14 protein-coding genes are annotated in these 18940 nt (G+C 67.7%); 9 read left to right on the forward strand and 5 right to left on the reverse strand.

All coding sequences use genetic code 11. The features are described 5' to 3' along the window. Positions 1–85: 85 nt before the first annotated feature. Positions 86–1732, forward strand: coding sequence for an ABC transporter permease (locus G3A50_RS15900; protein WP_246251761.1), 1647 nt, complete (start codon positions 86–88; stop codon positions 1730–1732). Between the two features lie 23 nt (positions 1733–1755). Here G3A50_RS15900 and G3A50_RS15905 read toward each other — a convergent pair whose 3' ends face one another. After that, positions 1756–3723 (reverse strand): acetoacetate--CoA ligase, encoded by a 1968-nt coding sequence (locus tag G3A50_RS15905; RefSeq protein WP_246251763.1) that lies wholly within the window; start codon positions 3721–3723, stop codon positions 1756–1758. A gap of 229 nt (positions 3724–3952) precedes the next feature. Between G3A50_RS15905 and G3A50_RS15910 the strand changes: the two genes are divergently transcribed. Continuing rightward, positions 3953–5767 carry an AsmA family protein gene (locus G3A50_RS15910; protein ID WP_163076173.1) on the forward strand — a complete coding sequence of 605 codons (1815 nt, stop codon included), beginning with the start codon at positions 3953–3955 and terminating at the stop codon, positions 5765–5767. A gap of 34 nt (positions 5768–5801) precedes the next feature. Here G3A50_RS15910 and G3A50_RS15915 read toward each other — a convergent pair whose 3' ends face one another. Then, complete coding sequence (locus tag G3A50_RS15915; RefSeq protein WP_163076174.1) at positions 5802–8564, reverse strand: ATP-binding protein; 2763 nt, start codon at positions 8562–8564, stop codon at positions 5802–5804. Positions 8565–8884: 320 nt separating this feature from the next. Between G3A50_RS15915 and G3A50_RS15920 the strand changes: the two genes are divergently transcribed. The 5 genes from G3A50_RS15920 to G3A50_RS15940 all read left to right on the forward strand — a co-directional run bounded on the left by G3A50_RS15920 (position 8885) and on the right by G3A50_RS15940 (position 13484). Next, positions 8885–9280 carry a phasin family protein gene (locus tag G3A50_RS15920; RefSeq protein ID WP_163076175.1) on the forward strand — a complete coding sequence of 132 codons (396 nt, stop codon included), beginning with the start codon at positions 8885–8887 and terminating at the stop codon, positions 9278–9280. A 233-nt stretch (positions 9281–9513) separates the two neighbouring features. Beyond that, the gene (locus tag G3A50_RS15925; RefSeq protein WP_163076176.1) at positions 9514–10005 is read left to right on the forward strand and encodes a phasin; all 492 of its coding nucleotides are present in this window, start codon (positions 9514–9516) and stop codon (positions 10003–10005) included. A 218-nt stretch (positions 10006–10223) separates the two neighbouring features. Further along, positions 10224–10520 carry a co-chaperone GroES gene (gene groES / locus G3A50_RS15930; RefSeq protein ID WP_163076177.1) on the forward strand — a complete coding sequence of 99 codons (297 nt, stop codon included), beginning with the start codon at positions 10224–10226 and terminating at the stop codon, positions 10518–10520. Positions 10521–10615: 95 nt separating this feature from the next. Then, positions 10616–12262, forward strand: coding sequence for a chaperonin GroEL (groL, locus tag G3A50_RS15935; protein WP_163076178.1), 1647 nt, complete (start codon positions 10616–10618; stop codon positions 12260–12262). A 340-nt stretch (positions 12263–12602) separates the two neighbouring features. Continuing rightward, positions 12603–13484 carry a dienelactone hydrolase family protein gene (locus G3A50_RS15940; RefSeq protein WP_163076179.1) on the forward strand — a complete coding sequence of 294 codons (882 nt, stop codon included), beginning with the start codon at positions 12603–12605 and terminating at the stop codon, positions 13482–13484. Positions 13485–13503: 19 nt separating this feature from the next. Here the strand turns inward: G3A50_RS15940 and G3A50_RS15945 are convergent, their stop codons facing one another. Next, positions 13504–14127, reverse strand: coding sequence for a MarC family protein (locus G3A50_RS15945; RefSeq protein ID WP_163076180.1), 624 nt, complete (start codon positions 14125–14127; stop codon positions 13504–13506). A 119-nt stretch (positions 14128–14246) separates the two neighbouring features. On the opposite strand from G3A50_RS15945, the gene G3A50_RS15950 reads away from it, so the two are divergent. Beyond that, on the forward strand, positions 14247–14894 hold the full coding sequence (locus tag G3A50_RS15950; RefSeq protein WP_163076181.1) for a ribonuclease HII: 648 nt from the start codon (positions 14247–14249) through the stop codon (positions 14892–14894). An 8-nt stretch (positions 14895–14902) separates the two neighbouring features. Further along, positions 14903–16402, forward strand: a complete 1500-nt coding sequence (locus tag G3A50_RS15955) for a glycosyltransferase family 39 protein (protein ID WP_163076182.1) — start codon at positions 14903–14905, stop codon at positions 16400–16402. A 42-nt stretch (positions 16403–16444) separates the two neighbouring features. Here G3A50_RS15955 and cydB read toward each other — a convergent pair whose 3' ends face one another. Further along, a complete protein-coding gene (gene cydB / locus G3A50_RS15960; RefSeq protein ID WP_163076183.1) occupies positions 16445–17467 on the reverse strand; it encodes a cytochrome d ubiquinol oxidase subunit II in 1023 nt (340 codons plus the stop codon). A 3-nt stretch (positions 17468–17470) separates the two neighbouring features. Beyond that, positions 17471–18883: a cytochrome ubiquinol oxidase subunit I gene (locus G3A50_RS15965; RefSeq protein WP_163076184.1), complete on the reverse strand. Its 1413-nt coding sequence runs from the start codon at positions 18881–18883 to the stop codon at positions 17471–17473. Between the last annotated feature and the right edge of the window lie 57 nt (positions 18884–18940).

Raw genomic sequence — 18940 nt, forward strand, 5'->3', positions numbered from 1 at the left:
ACATCGCCGCGCGGCCGGTTGCCGCGCGGATCGGTGTGCAAGAGGTCCGGCGCCGCGAGAGGTGCCGGCCGTGACGGTGGCAGGCGTGGCGACTTCGGAGGGAACAGGCGGCGGGCGCGCGCTGCGCGGCGCAGCCGTCATGGTCGTTTGCGTGGTGATGCTTCCGCTCGCCGCGCTGATCTGGACCGCCGCGAAGGGCTCCGGCGACCTGTGGCCCCACCTCGTCCGCAACGTGGTGCCGCACGCGCTGACCGAGACCGTCCTGCTGTCGCTGGGCGTCGGCGTGCTGGCGGGTGTCATCGGTACCGGCACCGCGTGGCTGGTGGCGGTGTGCCGCTTTCCCGGACGCGGCATCTTCGAGTGGGCGCTGCTGCTGCCGCTCGCCATTCCCACCTATATCCAGGCCTTCGTCTATGTCGATGCGGTCCATCCGCTGGGTCCGATCCCGACGCTGATCCGCTCGCTGCTCGGCATGACCAGCCCGCGCGATCTCTGGCTGCCGGAGGTGCGCAACCTGCCGGGCTGCATCGTGCTGCTGGGGCTGGTGCTCTACCCTTACGTCTACCTCGCGGCGCGCGCCGCCTTTCTGGTCCAGACCGCGTCCGTGCTCGATGCCGCGCGCACGCTCGGGGTGGGGGCGGGCGAGGCGTTCTTCCGCATCGCGCTGCCGTTGGCGCGACCGGCCATCGTGGTCGGCGTGACGCTGGCGCTGATGGAGACGGTGAACGATGTCGGCGCCTCCGAATTCCTGGGCGTGCAGACGCTGACGCTGTCGATCTATTCGACCTGGCTCAACCGCTCCAGCCTGCCGGGCGCGGCGCAGATCGCGCTGTTCATGCTGGCGATCATGTTCGCGCTGGTGCTCGTCGAACGCTGGGGGCGGCGTCATCTCAACGCGTCGGCCATCGGCGCGCGCTCCCATTCGCCGGTGCGGCGGGCGCTCGGGCGCGGGCAGGCGGGGCTGGCGATCACGGCCTGCCTCATCCCGGTGCTGCTGGGCTTTGTTCTGCCCGCCGGCCATCTCGTGCACACGGCCTGGCTGCGCTGGCAGTTTCACGGCATCCCCGAGAACATCTGGCAGGAAGCGGCCAATACCGCGCTGCTGGCGGGTCTTGGTACGCTCACCGCTGTCGGCGGCGGGCTGGTGATCGCGGTGGCGCTGCGTACCAACGCGTTGCGCTCCGGGCTGGTGCCGCGCCTTGCGAGCCTGGGCTACGCCGTGCCCGGCACGGTGCTCGCCGTCGGCCTGCTGGTGCCGCTGGCCGCGTTCGACAACGCGGTCTCGGCGCTGAGCGCGCAGCTGACGGGCGTGCCGACCGGGCTGCTGCTTTCCGGCTCGGGGGTGGCGCTGGTGCTGGCCTATGTCATCCGCTTCCTTGCCATACCGGTCGGCGGGCTGGAGGCCGGCTTTGGCCGGATCAGCGGTACGCTCGACATGGCGGCGCGGAGCCTGGGCGAGAAGCCCGGCGGCGTGGTGCGGCGCATCCACCTGCCGCTGCTGCGGCCCGCGCTCGGCACGGCGGCGCTGCTGGTGTTCGTGGACTGCATGAAGGAGCTGCCGGCGACGCTGATGCTGCGGCCGCTGAACTTCGAGACGCTGGCCAGCCACGTCTACGGCGAGGCCGCCCGCGGCACCTATGAGGACGGCGCGCTCGCCGCCCTGCTGATCGTGCTGGTCGGGCTGGCGCCGGTGATCCTGCTGGCGCGGCTGAGCCGGCCGCGCCAGGACTGAGCAGAGCCCGCGTTGGGCGGCGGCTAGGCCGACAGTTCCGGCAGGTCGCGGTACAGATCCAGCGCTTCCGGATTGGCCAGCGCCTCGGTGTTCTTCACCGGCCGGTTATGGACGACGTCGCGCACCGCCAGCTCGGTGATCTTGCCCGAACGGGTGCGGGGAATGTCGGCCACGGCGACGATCTTCGCGGGGACATGGCGCGGGCTGGCGCCGACGCGGATCTGGGTTTTGATGCGCTTCTCAAGCTCGGCATCGAGCACCGCTCCGGCTTTCAGCCGCACGAACAGCACCACGCGCACGTCGTTGTCCCACTCCTGGCCGATGGCGATGGCCTCGACGATCTCCGGCACCTGTTCGGCCTGGGCGTAGATCTCCGCCGTGCCGATGCGCACCCCTTGCGGGTTCAGCGTGGCGTCCGAGCGTCCATGGATGATGATGCCGCCATGATGGGTCCATTCGGCGAAGTCGCCGTGGCACCACACATTGTCGAAGCGCTCGAAATAGGCGGCGTGGTACTTCACGCCCTCCGGGTCGTTCCAGAACATCACCGGCATGCAGGGGAAGGGCCGGGTGCAGACCAGCTCGCCGCGCTCGCCGACCACGGGCTTGCCCTCGTCCGACCAGACCTCGATCGCCATGCCAAGGCCCGGCGCCTGGATTTCGCCCCTGTAGACCGGGGCGGTGGGATCGCCGAGCACGAAGCAGGAGACGATGTCGGTGCCGCCCGAGATCGAGGCGAGGTGCAGGTCCGGCTTGATCGCCTCATAGACATAGGCGAAGTCGGCCGGCGCCAGCGGTGAGCCGGTCGAGGTGAGGGCCTTCAGCTTCGACAGGTCATGCGTCTCGCACGGCCGCAGCCCTTCCTTGCGCAGCGAGTCGATGTACTTCGCCGAGGTGCCGAACAGCGCGAAGCCCTCCTTCTGCGCGTAGTCGAACAGCGCGGAGGGGCTCGGGGCGAAGGGGGAGCCGTCGAACAGGCAGAGGGTGAGGCGGCTCGCCAGCCCCGAGACCAGCCAGTTCCACATCATCCAGCCGCAGGTGGTGAAGTAGAACAGACGGTCGCCGGGCACGAGGTCGCACTGCAGCCGGTGCTCCTTGATATGCTGGAGCAGCGTGCCGCCGGCGCCATGGACGATGCATTTGGGCGCGCCCGTCGTTCCCGAGGAGAACAGGATAAACACGGGATGATTGAAGGGCAGCCGCTCGAAGGTGAGCGGGGCAGGGGCATAGGGGGCGAGGAACGCGTCCAGCGCCACCCCGTTCGGAAGGGCTGACGCCACCGCCTCGGCATCGCCGAGATAGGGGATGATGACCGTTTTCACCGTTCCCGGCAGGTGTGGCACCACGGCCTTCAGCTTGTCGCCGATCGCCACCCGCTTGCCGGCATACCAGTAGCCGTCGCAGGCGAAATAGACCTTCGGCTCGATCTGGCCGAACCGGTCGAGAATGCCGCGTTCGCCGAAATCGGGCGAGCAGGACGAGAAGATCGCCCCGAGCGAGGTCGCCGCCAGCATGATGGCGATGGTCTCGGGCATGTTGGGCATGGTGGCGGCGATGCGGTCGCCCACACCCACGCCGGCCGCGCGCAAGGCCTGCTGCAGCCGGGAGACAAGCGCGGTGAGCTCACCAAAGCTCATGTGCCGCTCGACCTTGTCCTCGCCATGGAAGATCAGCGCGATCTCGCCGGCATCGCGCGGACGCAGCAGGTTCTCGGCGTAGTTGAGGCGGGCCTCGGGGAAGAACCGCGCGCCGGGCATCCGGTCGGCGTCGGCCAGGGGGACAGTGCCGCGCTCTCCGATGACCTCGCCCAGGTCCCACACGCGTTCCCAGAAATCGGCGGGATGGGCGATCGACCAGGCGTGAAGATCGCGATAGTCGCGCAGCGACGTGCCGTGGCGATCATTTACGGCATGAATGAACGCCGTGATCGCGCTGGCGGCGATCCGCTCCGGGCTGGGTTTCCAGAGGGGCTCATCACTTGCGGCGACCATTGGTTGCTCCATGCGTGGCGGGCCGGCGAATTCTTGCGTTGCTCGACCTTTGTCAGGATGCAATTCATAGCGCTGGGCTCGGCGTCTGTCAGGCCATCAAACAGACACAGACACACAAGATGTTGCGGCGTTCGCGGGTTGGCAGCCGTCGCCGTGCCGCGGGTCTGCGCTTGCGCGCTTCCGCCCCGGTGCTGTACGCGGACTACCAGGGGACGCTACCGATCCATTGATGAAGAAACTTATTCCCATCCTGCTGCTGCCCGTGGCGCTCGTGATCGCCGCAGCCGCTCTCGCGCCGAAGCTGGCATCGGAGGCGCGCCTGCGCACCGAAGCCGTGGCGGCGTTGCGCGCGGCGACCGGCCAGGAGCCGCGCATTGCCGGGCCGGTCAGCTTTTCCGTGCTGCCCTGGCCGGCGATCACGGTCGAGGAACTGACGGTTGGCAATGGAGAGACGGAGCTTGTCGTTCCCCAGGTGCGCGTCGTGCTCGGGCTTCTGCCGCTGCTGACGGGACAGGCGCGCGCCGATTCGATCGAGCTGCTCTCGCCCGAACTCACCGTGATCAGCAAGGAAGCCAATCTCGACAGCCTCGCCGTGCTGCTGGCCAGCGTGGGTACCCGCCGCGTCGACGCGCAGATCGAGGTCACGGACGGGCAGCTTCTGGCCCGGCATGGCGCGGTGAGCGAGGTGCTGGTGCCGCGAGCGGACCTGCACCTTTCCTGGCGTGGCATGAAGGACGTGTCGGTGCGGGGAAATCTTACCTGGCAGGGTGAGCCGCTCAACATAGACTTCTCGGTTTCCGAGCTCGCCCGCCTCGCCACGGGCGACGCTTCGCCGATCCGGCTGGTGGCCTCGGGACCGCCGGCCGAGTTTTCGTTCGACGGCTCGGTCAAGCTGGCCGGCGGACCGGTGGCGGAGGGCACGCTTTCCGCCTCGTCCGACCAGCTGCGCGATACGCTGGAGTGGCTTGGACTGGAGGCGCCCACCGAGCGCGGCTTCGGCGCCTTCGCGCTGCGCGGGCAGGCGCTGATGTCGGATCAGGGCGCGGCGTTGAGCAGTGCGCGGCTGGAACTCGACGGCAATGTGAGCGAGGGCGGTTTCAATGTGCGGCTGGAGGGCGGGCGCACCATCGTGCAGGGCTCGCTGGCGAGCGATTCGGTTGACCTGTCGCCCTATGGCGAGCTGACCGTCTTCGATCCGGCCGGTATTGCCTGGAGCGAGGAGCCGATCGATCTCGGCCGCCTGGCGCGTCTGGATCTCGACCTGCGGATCTCGGCGACGCAGGTGCGCGCGGGGAACGCCCGGTTCCAGCGCATGGCGGCGAGCGCGGTGCTAAAATCCGGCAAGCTCTCCCTCGCCATTGGCGAGGCCGAGGCCTGGGAAGGCCTGTTTCGCGCCGCCATTCATGTCGCGCCGGGTCCTGACGGGAGCGGCGCGGATGCCCGCGTCGATCTCGCCGGCGAGGATGTGGCACTGGCCAAGGCCTTCGGCGACCTGTTCGGTTCGCAGCGGCTGGAAGGCAAGGGAACGTTCCACCTCACCGCCGGCGGCGCGGGCAACAGCGTCGCCGAAATCGTGACCGGCCTGAACGGGACCTTCACTCTCGCGGGCCAGAACGGCGCGCTGGTGGGGATGGATGTGGGGCGCATTCTGGCGCGTCTGGAGCAGCGGCCGCTGTCGGGCGTGGGCGACCTGCGTGGCGGGCGTACGCCGTTCGACACCGTCGATCTGTCGGCGACGATCGATGGCGGCATCGCCCGGATCGAGAAATTCGACGTCGAGAGCACGAAACTGCGCATCACCATGGGCGGCGAGTGCTCGATCGCGAAGCGGGATCTCGATCTGAGCGGGCAGGCGACGCTGATCGATTCCAAGAACCCGCTGGCAAAGGTGGCCGCCTTCGAGCTGCCTTTCATCGTACGCGGCGATTGGGAACGGCCGGCGGTGCTGCCCGACGCCCAGGCGCTGATCCGCCGCTCCGGCGCGGCGCGCGCCCTGTTCGGCGACAAGCTGGACGCCATGGGCATCGCCGGCTCGGCTCCCTAGTCCGGCGGCAAGACGCTACTTACCAGGACGCTACTTACGACGCGAGCACCCGGGTCGAGGGGAAGGTGATCTCGACGATGGTGCCGACATCCACGGCGCTGCGGATGTTGAAGCTGGCGCGGTTGGCTTCCGCCAGCGCCTTGGTCAGCGGCAGGCCGAGGCCGGTGCCGCCCGAACCCGAGCGCCCCGACGTGGCGAGCTGGCGGAATGGTTCCATCGCGATGGACACGTCGGTTTCCGACATGCCCACGCCGGTGTCGCGCACGCGCAGCACCACTTCGCTGTTCTCGGTGAGCGCGGTGGACAGGATGACCTGCCCGCCGGGACGGGTGAACTTGACCGAGTTCGACACCAGATTGAGCACGATCTGCCGGATGGAACGGGCGTCGGCGACGATCTGGGGCAGGTCGGAGGCCAGCGAGGAGCGGATGATGATCCGTTCGCGATTGGCCTGCGGCTGCATGATCCCCATGCACTGCTGCACGATCTCGTTGAGCGGCACGCTGGTGAACTGCAGTTCCAGCTTGCCGGCCTCGATCTTCGACAGGTCGAGCAGGTCGTTGATCAGCGAAATGAGGTGCCCGCCCGAGGCATGGATGTCGCGCAGATAGTCGCGGTAGCGCTGGTTCTCGATCGGGCCGAAACGCTCTTCCATCATCACTTCCGAGAAGCCGATGATGGCGTTGAGCGGGGTGCGGATCTCGTGGCTGATCTTGGCCAGGAAGTCGGACTTGGCGAGATTGGCGCGCTCGGCGAGCTGCTTGGCCTCGGTGAGTTCTTCCTCGGCGCGCTTCCACTGGGTGATGTCGCGCAGCACCGCGCAGAATTTCGTCGCGTCCTCGCCGATCCGCCCGACCGTCATGAACAGCGGAATGAGCCCGCCCTCGCGGACCCGGCCGATGACCTCGCGTCCGTCATTGAGCACGCTCGCCACGCCATTCGAGGCCAGTCCGTCGAGATAGTCGATGGCGGCCTGATGGCTTTCCGGGGCGAACAGCAGGGTGAAGGCCTCGCCCTTCACCTCGCCGGCCTCGAAGCCGAACAGCGCCTCGGCGGGGTGGTTCATCGACAGGATGGTGCCGGCGGTGTCGATCAGCACCACGCCGTCGGTCGCGGTATCGAGAATGGCGCGCAGTTCGCGCTCGGAGTTCTCGGCGCTGCGCAGGGCAAGCTCGGCCTGGCGCAGGCGCTCATCCGCAATGCCCTCGATCCGGTGCAGCACATAGAGCATGGCCGTCCCGCCCTCCCAGGGCGTGGAGATCAGCCGGGCCTCGACGGGGATCGCGCCTCCGCGCGCGGTGAGCAGCGTCAGCGCGCCGGCTTCCGGTCCCCTGCGCTCTTCCGAACTGCCGAACAGCCCGGCGAGCCCGCCGGCGGCTTCAAGCGCGGCGAGATCCTGATGACCGGTCCAGTCCAGCAGCGCGCGGTTGGCGTAGAGCATGCGGTCGCCCCGGAACGCCAGCATAGCGAGCGGGAGCCGGTCGAGCACCGGTCGCTCGCCATCCGCCAGGACCCGGCGCAGGCCATCGGGCTCGGTCGGGGCGGTGACGGACGGCGCGGGCTCGGCCGGGAGTGGATGTGTCGGGGCGGGTGTGGCGCGGCCGGAGGCGGAGCGGATGTCGATGGGTGCCGATGTGTCGGGCGCGGTGGTGTCGGGCCGCGGCCCGTCTTCGCCCGACGTGGAGGGCTCACCGAGAAAGTCGGGTGCGTCGTCGTCGCCTTCGAGGCGGGCTCCGAGCGCCCGTGCGATTTCGCGGAAGGCATTGCGCTCGCCGGTCGACAGCCCTTCCCAGGAGGCGCGAATGGTTGCGGGGCGCGGCGCGGGCGGCTCGGCGTGGAGCTGCACCACATTGGGCGCCTTTGGCGGCGTGGGGGGCACGACGGGCGGGGCTGCCGGCGCCGGCGTGTCCTGTCCGGGCAGCCCGTGGGGGGCTTCGGTGGCGGGAGCAACAGGCGCTGCGGGAGGCACGGGCCCGGCAATGGGGGGCTGCGCGACAGGGGGCGTGGGCGCGGCGAAGGGAGTTGCGGCAATGGGCGGCGGCGCGGGTGGCGCCGGCTCGGCAGGGGTGATCATGGGCGGGGGGGTATAGAGCGGCGGAGTAGGCGGCGCGGCGCGGCGGCCCCGGACGATGCCGAAGCCACGCATGCCATCGCCCCGGATGGGAGCGCCGCCGAGTTCGATATCCAGCGCGTCGCCGCGTGCGGTGGGCAGCACGATGGGCAGATGATTGAAGCTCAGGCCCTGAAGAACAGCGTGGTGCGCACCCGGAGCGCCCAGGGCCTGAAAGTCGCGACCCGCGATGGTCTCCACTGGCTGGTCGAGCGCGGCCGCCAGACGCGGATCGATATGGTTGAGGCGCGCGTCCGGTCCGGTCCGCCAGGTGAAGCGTTGCGGCAGAGAGGGGGCGGCGGCCGCTTCGGGCGTGGCGTTGGCGGGCTGCGGCGCCGGGGCCGGCTCGGCCTCGCCTATGGCGCCGATACGCTCCCCCGCGACCAGCAGAGCGGCCTTCGCCGGTCCGGCGGTCAGCAGCGTGCAGGCGAAGACGACGGGCGTCAGCCGGCCGGGAAGACGCAGCCGCTCAAGCCGCGCCGGGCGATCGGCCCTCAGCATCGGCAGGATGCGGACCAGCGTCGCGGCCAGTTCCGCGGCAACCGCCGCTGTTTCCAGCAGCGCACGACCGCCCGCATTGGCCGCCAGAAGCGTGCCATTCGGGCGCAGCAGAACCGCAGGCATAGCTCCGCCGAGCGCCGTCTGTGCGCGCGTGCAAAGCTCAGCCTCCGCGTGTGCCTGCTGCATGGTATGTTCGTCCCCGGAAGCACTCGTGCCGGGCGGAAGGCCTTTCGGCGATATTCCTTCCATCCGGCACCCGCACTACCTTAATGTCCACTGTGCCCTTGCGCCATGTCGGCGGGGGTGCGTCATCACGGCTTCGCAGTTTCAGGTTAACCGGTGACCACTGAAGCCGGTTAATCACTTGCAACCATGGAGCCGTCGCGGGCCAGCGATTTCTGTTGCGTTGCGGCGCGTTTATAATACTTTCGTCGTAGGCATCTGCGCCAATGGAGTATGCCGGACGACTGGCGTTAGGATGAAACGTCGACAGCGGAGGTGTGCCCATGGCCGATGATCCGAAGACACGTGTTCCTGAAGAGTTGCGCAATTTCGCCGAGCAGGGCGTCGATCAGGCGCGCGCGGCGATGGATGGCGTGATGACCGCCGCCCACAAGGCGCTCGACGATGCCGGCCGACAGGTCGACGCCGCCCATGACAATGTCCGCGAATTGGGCCGGACCACACTCGACTTCGCGGAGGCGAACATCGCCGCGGCCTTCGACTTCGCCGCGCGCATCGCCAAGGCACAGACCGTCGACGAGTGGCCCCGTCTCCAGGCCGACTTCCTGAACGAGCAGGCGGCGCGCCTGACCGAACAGGCCAAGACGCTGGGCGAGCACGGCGTCTCCGCGACCATGAAGGGCGCCTCAGGCATCGATCCCGCCACGCCCAAGAAGTAGTGCGGCACCCGCCGGGAAAAGGCTTTCCCGGCATGTCCCCGCAAAAAAAATTCGGCTTCGGGTTTTATTGTGCATTGCAATATGATAGTGCAATGCACAATTGATGGATGCGGCGTCAGGAAGGACCCCCGCTCGATATCGGGTGTCGCGTCTTCCACGCGCGAGGTGCGATCGTAGACCGCGGAAGCGATCGCGACCTTCTTGGTTGTTACCGCGATGCGAGGAGACAACACATGGTTGAAGCTACTCCCGTCACGCCTTCCCCGAAGAAGGCTGCCAAGGCTGCCACCAACGCGTTCGAGTCGACCTTCCCGAAGATGGACATGCCCTCTCTCGAAGTGCCGGCGGCCGTGCGTGAAATGGCCGAGAAGAGCGTGCAGAGCGCTCGCGAGGCTTACGAGAAGATGAAGGCAAGCGCCGAGGAGACCACGGATCTCCTTGAGGACACCTACACGACCGCTTCCAAGGGCGTGACCGAATACAACACGGTGGCTCTGGAGTCGCTGCGCAGCAATGTGAACGCCGCCTTCGACTATATGAGCGCGCTGATGGGAACCAAGAGCGTCTCCGAGGCGGTCGAGCTTTCCACCGGCCACATGCGCAAGCAGTTCGACGTGCTTTCCGCCCAGGCGAAGGAACTTTCCACCATCGCCCAGAAGGTGGCCACGGAGACCGCAGAGCCGATCAAGGCTTCGGTCGAGAAGAACATCAAGAAGTCGGCCTGATCCCGGCTTCGCGCGTCAATCTGCGCCATCAAAACCGGTCCGCGTCGCGGGCCGGTTTTTTTTTCGTGCCGGCACGCTTTTTCGGCGCTTCCTTCTGCTTGACACCTTTTTGTGGCCTGCCTATCTCCGCAGCGGTTTTGGCACTCGCTTCAGAAGAGTGCTAGACGTCCACCCGAACGCCAAACTGGCGTGTGACAGGTTGATCCGAGGAGCCTCCAATGGCCAAGCTGAAGTTCCGCCCCCTGCATGATCGTATCGTGGTGAAGCGCCTCGACGCGGAAGAGAAGACTGCCGGCGGCATCATCATTCCCGACAGCGCCAAGGAAAAGCCCTCCCAGGGCGAAGTGGTCGCGGTTGGTCCCGGCGCGCGTGACGAGGCCGGCAAGCTGGTCCCGCTCGACGTCAAGGCGGGCGACAAGGTGCTGTTCGGCAAGTGGTCCGGCACCGAGGTCAAGGTTGACGGTCAGGACCTCCTGATCATGAAGGAATCCGACGTCATGGGCATCGTCGGCTGAACGCCGGCTGATCGCACCGCGACGAACCGGCCCGGATCGCCCGGCGTCTCCACGCCGCTCCGGGCCGTGAACACCCCTATTCAGGAGTAGGCTATATGGCTGCCAAGGAAGTAAAATTCGCCGGCGATGCGCGCGAGAAGATGCTGCGCGGCGTCGACATCCTCGCCAATGCGGTGAAGGTCACGCTCGGCCCCAAGGGCCGTAACGTCGTCATCGACAAGAGCTTCGGCGCCCCGCGCATCACCAAGGACGGCGTCACCGTCGCCAAGGAGATCGAGCTCGAGGACAAGTTCGAGAACATGGGCGCCCAGATGGTGCGCGAAGTGGCCTCGAAGACCAACGACCTTGCGGGTGACGGCACCACCACCGCCACCGTGCTCGCCCAGGCGATCGTCAAGGAAGGCGCCAAGGCGGTTGCCGCCGGCATGAACCCGATGGACCTCAAGCGCGGCATCGACCTCGCCGTCACCGAGGCGATCAAGGACATCGTCAAGCGCGCCAAGAAGGTGAAGTCGAGCGACGAAGTCGCCCAGGTCGGCACCATCTCCGCCAATGGCGACGCCGCGATCGGCGAGATGATCGCCGGCGCGATGCAGAAGGTCGGCAACGAGGGTGTCATCACCGTCGAGGAAGCCAAGACCGCCGAGACCGAGCTTGAAGTGGTCGAGGGCATGCAGTTCGACCGCGGCTACCTCTCTCCCTATTTCGTCACCAATGCCGAGAAGATGACGGTGGATCTCGACGATCCCTACATGCTCATCTTCGACAAGAAGCTCTCCGGCCTGCAGGCGATCCTGCCCGTGCTTGAGGCGGTTGTGCAGTCGGGCAAGCCGCTGCTCATCGTTGCGGAGGACGTCGAGGGCGAGGCTCTGGCCACGCTCGTCGTCAACAAGCTGCGCGGCGGCCTCAAGGTCGCGGCCGTGAAGGCTCCCGGCTTCGGCGATCGCCGCAAGGCCATGCTGGAAGACATCGCCATCCTCACCGGTGGTCAGGTGATCTCCGAGGAGCTCGGCATCAAGCTTGAGAGCGTCAGCCTCGACATGCTCGGCCGCGCCAAGAAGGTGCTGATCGAGAAGGAAAAGACCACGATTGTCGACGGTGCCGGCAAGAAGAAGGACATCGAGGGCCGCGTTGCCCAGATCAAGGCGCAGATCGAGGAGACGACCTCGGACTACGACCGTGAGAAGCTCCAGGAGCGTCTGGCCAAGCTCGCGGGCGGCGTTGCGGTGATCCGCGTCGGCGGCGCGACCGAAATCGAGGTCAAGGAAAAGAAGGACCGCATCGACGACGCGCTGAACGCCACCCGCGCCGCGGTGCAGGAAGGCATCGTTCCCGGCGGCGGCATCGCCCTGCTGCGCGCCAAGAAGTCGATCGACAAGCTGACCAATGACAACCCCGACATCGCCGCCGGCATCAAGATCGTGCTGAAGGCGCTTGAGGCCCCGATCCGCCAGATCGCCGAGAATTCCGGCGTCGAAGGCTCGATCGTGGTCGGCAAGGTCCAGGAGTCGAAGGACCAGAACTTCGGCTTCAACGCCCAGTCCGAGCAGTATGTCGACATGATCGCGTCGGGCATCGTCGATCCGGCCAAGGTCGTGCGCACGGCCCTGCAGGACGCGGCCTCGATCGCCGGCCTGCTCATCACCACCGAGGCGATGGTCGCCGACCTGCCCAAGCCCGCAGCGGCGGCTCCGGCCATGCCGGGCGGCGGCATGGGCGGCATGGGCGGCATGGATTTCTGACGAAATCCACGGTCCCCACGCTGTGTCCGGGTGCTCGGGCCCGGCGAAACGGGGCTTGAGTGGTGGCATGGATTTCCCAGGAGGGCCACGCTCCCACGACGGACATTGCCTGTGACGAGGATGAGGGCGTGGCGAGAGCCGCGCCCTTTTCTTTTGGCGCGCCACTGGTCGTTGGCGGGCCCTTGTCCTCCGCTTGGCGACCCCGGCCCCGGCCGTCTGCCTCTGGCCAGATCTCGGCAGCGCCATAGATGACGTCGGCAGGCGCTGTTTGCGACATTCTGATGTGCGCCTGCGGGGGAGGCGGTTCATCCTCCCTTCACACCGAGAGGGAGGCGCGCCGATGGATCAACGCATTATCGATCTCTACGATCGCTTCACGCATGGTCAGCTCGACCGGCGCAGTTTCATGGACCGGCTGGCAACGCTGGCCGGGTCGGCGGCAGCGGCGGGCGCCCTGCTGCCGCTTCTCGCCAACGACTATGCGAGCGCCGCGATCGCGCCGGAGGACGACCCCCGGCTGGAGGTCGCGCGCGTCAGCTATCCATCCGGCAATGGCGAGGTGAGCGGCTATCTGGCCCGTGCCCGGCGTGTCGACAGCAAGCGGCCGGCGGTGCTTGTGATCCATGAGAACCGGGGCCTTAACCCGCATATCAAGGACATTACGCGGCGGGTCGCGCTGGGCGGCTATCTCGCCTTCGGCGTCGACCTGCTGTCTGCGCAAGGAGGGACGCCCGACGACGAGGACAAGGCGCGCGACATGATCGCCGCGCTGGACCGGCCGGCCACGGTCGCGCGCGCGGTCGATGCCGTCGCGTTCCTGGCTGCCCACCCGGCCTCGACAGGGGAGGTGGGCGCTCTCGGCTTCTGCTGGGGTGGGGCGATGGTGAACCTGCTCGCCGAGGCGAGCCCGGAGCTCAAGGCGGGCGTGGCCTATTACGGCATGCCGCCGCCGCTCGATCAGGTGGGCGACATCAAGGCTGCGCTGCTGCTGCACTATGCCGGGCTCGACAACCGCATCAACGCGGCGGTTCCCGCCTATGAGAAGGCGTTGAAGGCGGCCGGAAAGGACTTCACCATCTACGTCTATCCGGGTGTCAATCACGCCTTCAACAACGACACCAGCCCGACGCGCTTCGACCCGAAGGCGGCCGAGCTGGCCTGGGGGCGGACGATGGATTTCCTCGCCGAGGAGCTGGGCGTGCCGCCACCGGTGGAGACCTGAACTGCCCCCTGATACGGCGCTAGATCGGCGGAAGCTGCAGCCAATTGGCAAGGGCGTTGACGACGAGGTCGACCGCCAGCGCCGCCAGCACCATGCCCATGACGCGGCTGATGATGGAGGCGCCGCCCTGGCCGATGAAGCGGATCAGCGAGCCCGCCGCGATCATGATGCCCAGAGTAAACACCAGCACCAGGCTGAACGTCGCGATCGTCATCATCCGGTCAGGAAAATCGTGGCGCGCATCATCGGTCAGCACCACGGCCGCCAGCATGGCGCCCGGGCTGGCGATGGAGGGGATGGCCAGCGGGTAGATCGCGATTTCCACCGGGTTGGTCTCGGGCGTGGTGTGCGCGTCCGAATGGCCGGATCCGTTGATCATGGTCAGCGCGAACAGGAACAGCACGATGCCGCCCGCGATCTGGAAGGAATCGATCGAGATGCCCATCGAGCGCAGCAACCAGCTTCCCGCCAGGGCGAAGAACACCAGTATGCCGAACGAGACCAGCACCGAGAGGACGGCCGCCTTGCGCCGGTCGGCGGCGTCGAGCACGGCGGTGACCGCGATGAAGACCGGAAGCGTGCCGAGCGGATCGATGACCACCCAGAGGGTGACGAATTCCTGAAGCCGTTGCGACCAATCCATATGGGCACTCCCTGCCTTACGCTTTCTGCCACCTGATCATGACACAGACGCGGCGCCGCGCGGTTGCATCGCAAGAGAGCGGCCGGCATCCTGCGCGAATCGAACTGAAGGGGCAGTGAATGGCCATCGCACGCCAGAGGCCGGATTTCACCCATGAAGCTACGGCGTGGCGGGCGGGGGACATTCCGGTGGCGGGAGCCGACGAGGTTGGCCGGGGTCCGTGGGCCGGACCTGTCGTCGCGTGCGCCGTCGTCCTCGATCCCGCGCGCGTGCCGGTAGGGCTCGATGATTCCAAGAAGCTGAAGGCCGACAAGCGCGAGCGCCTGTTCGATGAGATCTGCGCCACCGCGGAGGTGTCACTGGCCTTCGCCCCACCCGCGCGCATCGACGGCCATGACATCCGCAAGGCCACGCTCTGGGCGCTGGCGCAGGCGGCGGCCGGGCTGGCGCGCCCGCCGCGCCTGTTACTGGTCGATGGGCGCGATGTGCCGGTGGTCGCCTGCGCGACCCGCGCGATCATCGGCGGGGACGGGCTTGTCGCCTCCATCGCGGCGGCCTCGATCGTCGCCAAGGTGACGCGCGACCGGCTGATGAAGCAGCTTGGGCTGGCGCATCCGGGCTACGGTTTCGAGCGGCACATGGGCTATGGCACGCGCGAACACGCCGAGGCGCTGGCGGAACTCGGGGCCTGCCGTCATCACCGCACCTCGTTCGCGCCGGTCAGGGTCCGTCTCGCGCTCGACCGGCCGACCGCCGACCGGCTCTAGGAGCGCCCATGCTCTGGTCGGCACGGTGGATCGAAGCACTGCGCGCGCGGCCCCGTCTGGCGGTGCTGATGGCGGGTGCCGCTCTCGGCCTGTTGTGGCTGGTCGTGCCCGCCCTGCTTTTTGCCACGCCCCCGCTTGATCTGACGGAATATCTGCTGGCCGCCCGCGCCGGGCGGATCGGCGCCGATGCCGGCGGGCCTATCGCGGCGGGGTTGAGCTGGCTTGCGCTGGACTATGTCGGACCCTGGGCTGTCTACGGGCTGTTCGCGCTGGCGATCACCGTTTCGGCCGGGCTCGTCTATCGCCTTGGCGCCCGACTGGTCGGGCGTGCCATGGGCGGCGCGGCGGCGCTGGTTTTCGTGGCGGTGGAAGGCATCGGAATGCCGCTCGATCCCTTTGCCCCGGATCGGCTGGCATTGCCGGCGGTGCTCTGGGTGTGTCTGGAAGCGTGGCGGCTGATCGGGGAAGGCAAAAGCCGCGCCTGGCCTGCGCTCGCGGCGGCGGCCGGGCTTGCGCTGTTCACCGGCTGGTCGGGCTGGGCGGCAGTAATCTCCGTCGCGCTGCTGATCGGGCTGACGGCGGCGGGACGGGCGGCGCTGCGCACCCGCGATATGGTCCAGCCCCTCGCGATGGGTCTTACCTTCCTGGTTCCCTTCGTGCTGTGGACGGTGCGTTTTCCCCCGCCGCTACCGACCCTTGGGGCGATGGAAGGGGTGACGGCCGCCGTTCCTGCCGCGACGCTGCTGGCCGGGCTCGCGCTGGCCAGCGTGCCGGGCGCCCTGCTGGTACTGATCTCGTCGGCCATTGGCGATCGCGGCAAGGTCGATGATGTGCCCGTGCTGGTGCGCGGTCCGCTGCCGGGCTTCGCGGCCGTCTTCATCATTGTGCTCGCTCTGGTGCCGCTCGCCATCACGCTGGTTCTGGCCATGCTCGGGCAACGGCAAAGCGTGTGGGGCACGCCGGCGCCGGCACTGCTCGCGCTTGTTCTGGTGGCGTGGCGCGGGCAGAGCGCGGGTATTCACCGTCGCGAGGCGCTGACGACCGTGTGGCTGTGCTGTGTCGGCGCGCCCATAGCCGTGACAGCGCTGGTGACGCTTGGCGCGCCGGTGCTCGGGCGCGAGGGGCAGGACGTCAATTTTCCCGCACGCGCGATCGCGCGGCCCCTGACCGAGGTGGCGACACGCCGGCTCGGGGGGCCGCCGAGTGTGATCGGCGGGGCGCCGGAACTGGCGGCGCCGATCGCCCTGGCGAGCCCGGCCGGCCCGCTGCTGATGCCGGATGCGGATCCTTCGCAGGCGAGCGAGCAGGTGCGCCAGCGCGCCGCGCAGGCGGGAATGGTCGTGGTGTGGAAGGTATCGAGCCAGAACAGGGGCGCGCCCTATGCGCTGCGCCAGCTCTGGCCGAACCTCGTGCCGGAAGTGCCGATCGTGGTGCCGTGGGCGATTGCCGGGCGGCTGGAGCCGGTGCGGGTCGGCTGGGCCGTGGTGCCGCCACGCGGCGCGCGGTGAGCGCTCAAGGCCCGGCAGACGCTTTTCCGGGTGTCGGACGGCTCAGTGGTAGCCTTCGCCTTCGCGCACCTTGCCACGGAACAGCCAGTAGACGAAGGCAGTGTAGCCCAGGATCACCGGCAGCATGAAGACCGTGCCGATGAGGGTGAAGACCTGGCTCGCAGGCGCCGCGGCGGTGTCCCACACGGTCAGCGAGGGCGGGACCAGATAGGGGAAGATCGAGATGCCGATGCCGACATAGCCGAGCAGGAACAGCCCTATGACCCCGAAGAAGGGCATGTTCTGGTGCCCGTTCTCCAGCCAGCGCCAGACCAGCGCGGCGAGGATGAGCGTGATCACCGGCACCGGCGCGAGGTAGAACAGGTTCGGCGTGGTGAACCAGCGCTCCGCGATGCGCGGAAAGGCGATCGGAGTCCAGAGGCTGACCGCGCCCATGAAAAGCAGAACCGCGGGCAGCAGCAGCCGGGCGTGAACCCGCGCCCGCACCGCGGTGGGGCCGTCGGTCTTCATGATCAGCCAGACACTGCCGATGAGCGCGTAACCGGCAACGACGCCGAGGCCGCACAGCAGCGCGAACGGCGTTGCCCAGTCAAGCGGTCCGCCGGCGAAGGCGTTGTTCTCGACCTTGATGCCCTGCACGAAGCCGCCGAGCAGCACTCCCTGGAAGAAGGCCGCGAGCGTGGAACCGCCGGCGAAGGCGATGTTCCAGAGGAACCGGCTGGTTTCGGCGACATGGCGGAACTCGAACGCGACGCCGCGGAACACCAGCGACAGCAGCATGAATATCATCGGCAGGTAGAGTGCCGGCATCACGATGGAATAGGCGAGGGGGAAGGCGACGAACAGGCCGCCGCCGCCCAGGATGAGCCAGGTTTCGTTGCCGTCCCAGAACGGGGCGACCGAGTTCATCATCTGGTCCTTTTCCCGGTCGTTGCGGGCGAAGGGAAACAGAATGCCGATGCCGAGATCAAACCCGTCGAGCACCACATACATGGCAATGGCGACCGAGAGCAGCAGCCCCCAGATCACGGGCAGATACCAGGTCATGCCGAGACCGACTTCCATGGCTCACTCTCCCGTGGTGTTGATGGCGGCGCGGGTCGCCTCATGGGCCGAGGTGAGCGGGCGGTTCGGAACGCCGGTCGGGGTTTCGACCGCCTCGCCCTCCGGGCCGCGCGCGATCAGGCGGTTGATGTAGTAGATGCCGCCCGAGAACACGACGCCGTAGACCAGCACGAACAGGACAAGGGTCGTGGCCACCGCCCAGCCATCGACGGGTGAGATGGCGTCGACGGTGCGCAGGATGCCGTAGGCGACCCAGGGCTGGCGCCCGACCTCGGTGACGAACCATCCCGACAGCACGGTGATGAAGCCGATCGGCCAGATGTGCTGGACCGGGGCCAGGTACCAGTCGGTTTCGAACAGGCGGCGGCGCCACAGCAGGAAGGCGCCGAGCCAGCCGGTGAAGATCATCAACAACCCCATGCCGACCATGACGCGGAAGGCGAAGAACGGGATGGCGACGGGGGGCCGATCGTCGGGCGCGAATTCCTTCAGCCCCTTGAAGGTGCCATCCCAGCTATGGGTGAGGATCAGGCTGCCGAGGTGAGGGATCGCGATCTGGTAGTCGTTGCTCTCGGTCTTCTCGTTCGGCCAGGCGAACAGCACCAGCGGGACGCCGCCGTCCACACCATCGGTCTCGCCCCAATGGCCTTCGATCGCGGCGATCTTCACCGGCTGGTGTTCCAGCGTGTTCAGGCCGTGGGCGTCGCCGATATAGGCCTGAAGCGGCGCCAGGATGGCGATCAGCCCGATCGCCATGCGCATCATCGTGCGCGCGTCCTCGGAATAGCGGCCCTGATAGACGTAGCGCGCGCCAACCGCGAGCACCACGAAGGCGGTGGTGAGGTAGCAGGCCGTCACCATGTGGGCGAAGCGGTAGGGGAAGCTCGGGTTGAAGATGGCGGCGAGCCAGTCCACCGGATAGGCGACGCCGTCGATCACTTCGTGCCCGGCGGGCGTCTGCATCCAGCTATTGGCCGAAAGGATCCAGAACGCCGACAGCGAGGTGCCGGCCGCCACCATGATGGAGGCGAAGACATGGACGCCGCGTGGCACCCGGTTCCAGCCGAACAGCATGATGCCGAGGAAGGTCGCCTCCAGGAAGAAGGCGGTGAGCACCTCATAGCCGATCAGCGGCCCGATGACGTTGCCCACGACATGGGAGAAATGGCTCCAGTTCGTGCCGAACTGGTAGGAGAGCACGATGCCCGACACCACGCCCATGCCGAACGACACGGCGAAGATCTTGGTGAAGAAGCGCGCGATGCGGTGATAGCGCTCAAGCCCGGTGGTGATCCACAGAACCTCAAGGGTCGCGATGTAGGCCGCCAACCCTATGGTGAAGCTCGGAAATATGATGTGGAACGAGACGGTGAAGGCGAACTGGATGCGAGCCAGAATGACAGGATCGAATTCCATCGGCCTCCCCCAATGATGCATGCTGCCGATAGGTGACGCGGGTAGAGTAGCCCCATC

It is taken from the genome of Ancylobacter pratisalsi (genome assembly GCF_010669125.1).
GTDB lineage: Bacteria > Pseudomonadota > Alphaproteobacteria > Rhizobiales > Xanthobacteraceae > Ancylobacter > Ancylobacter pratisalsi.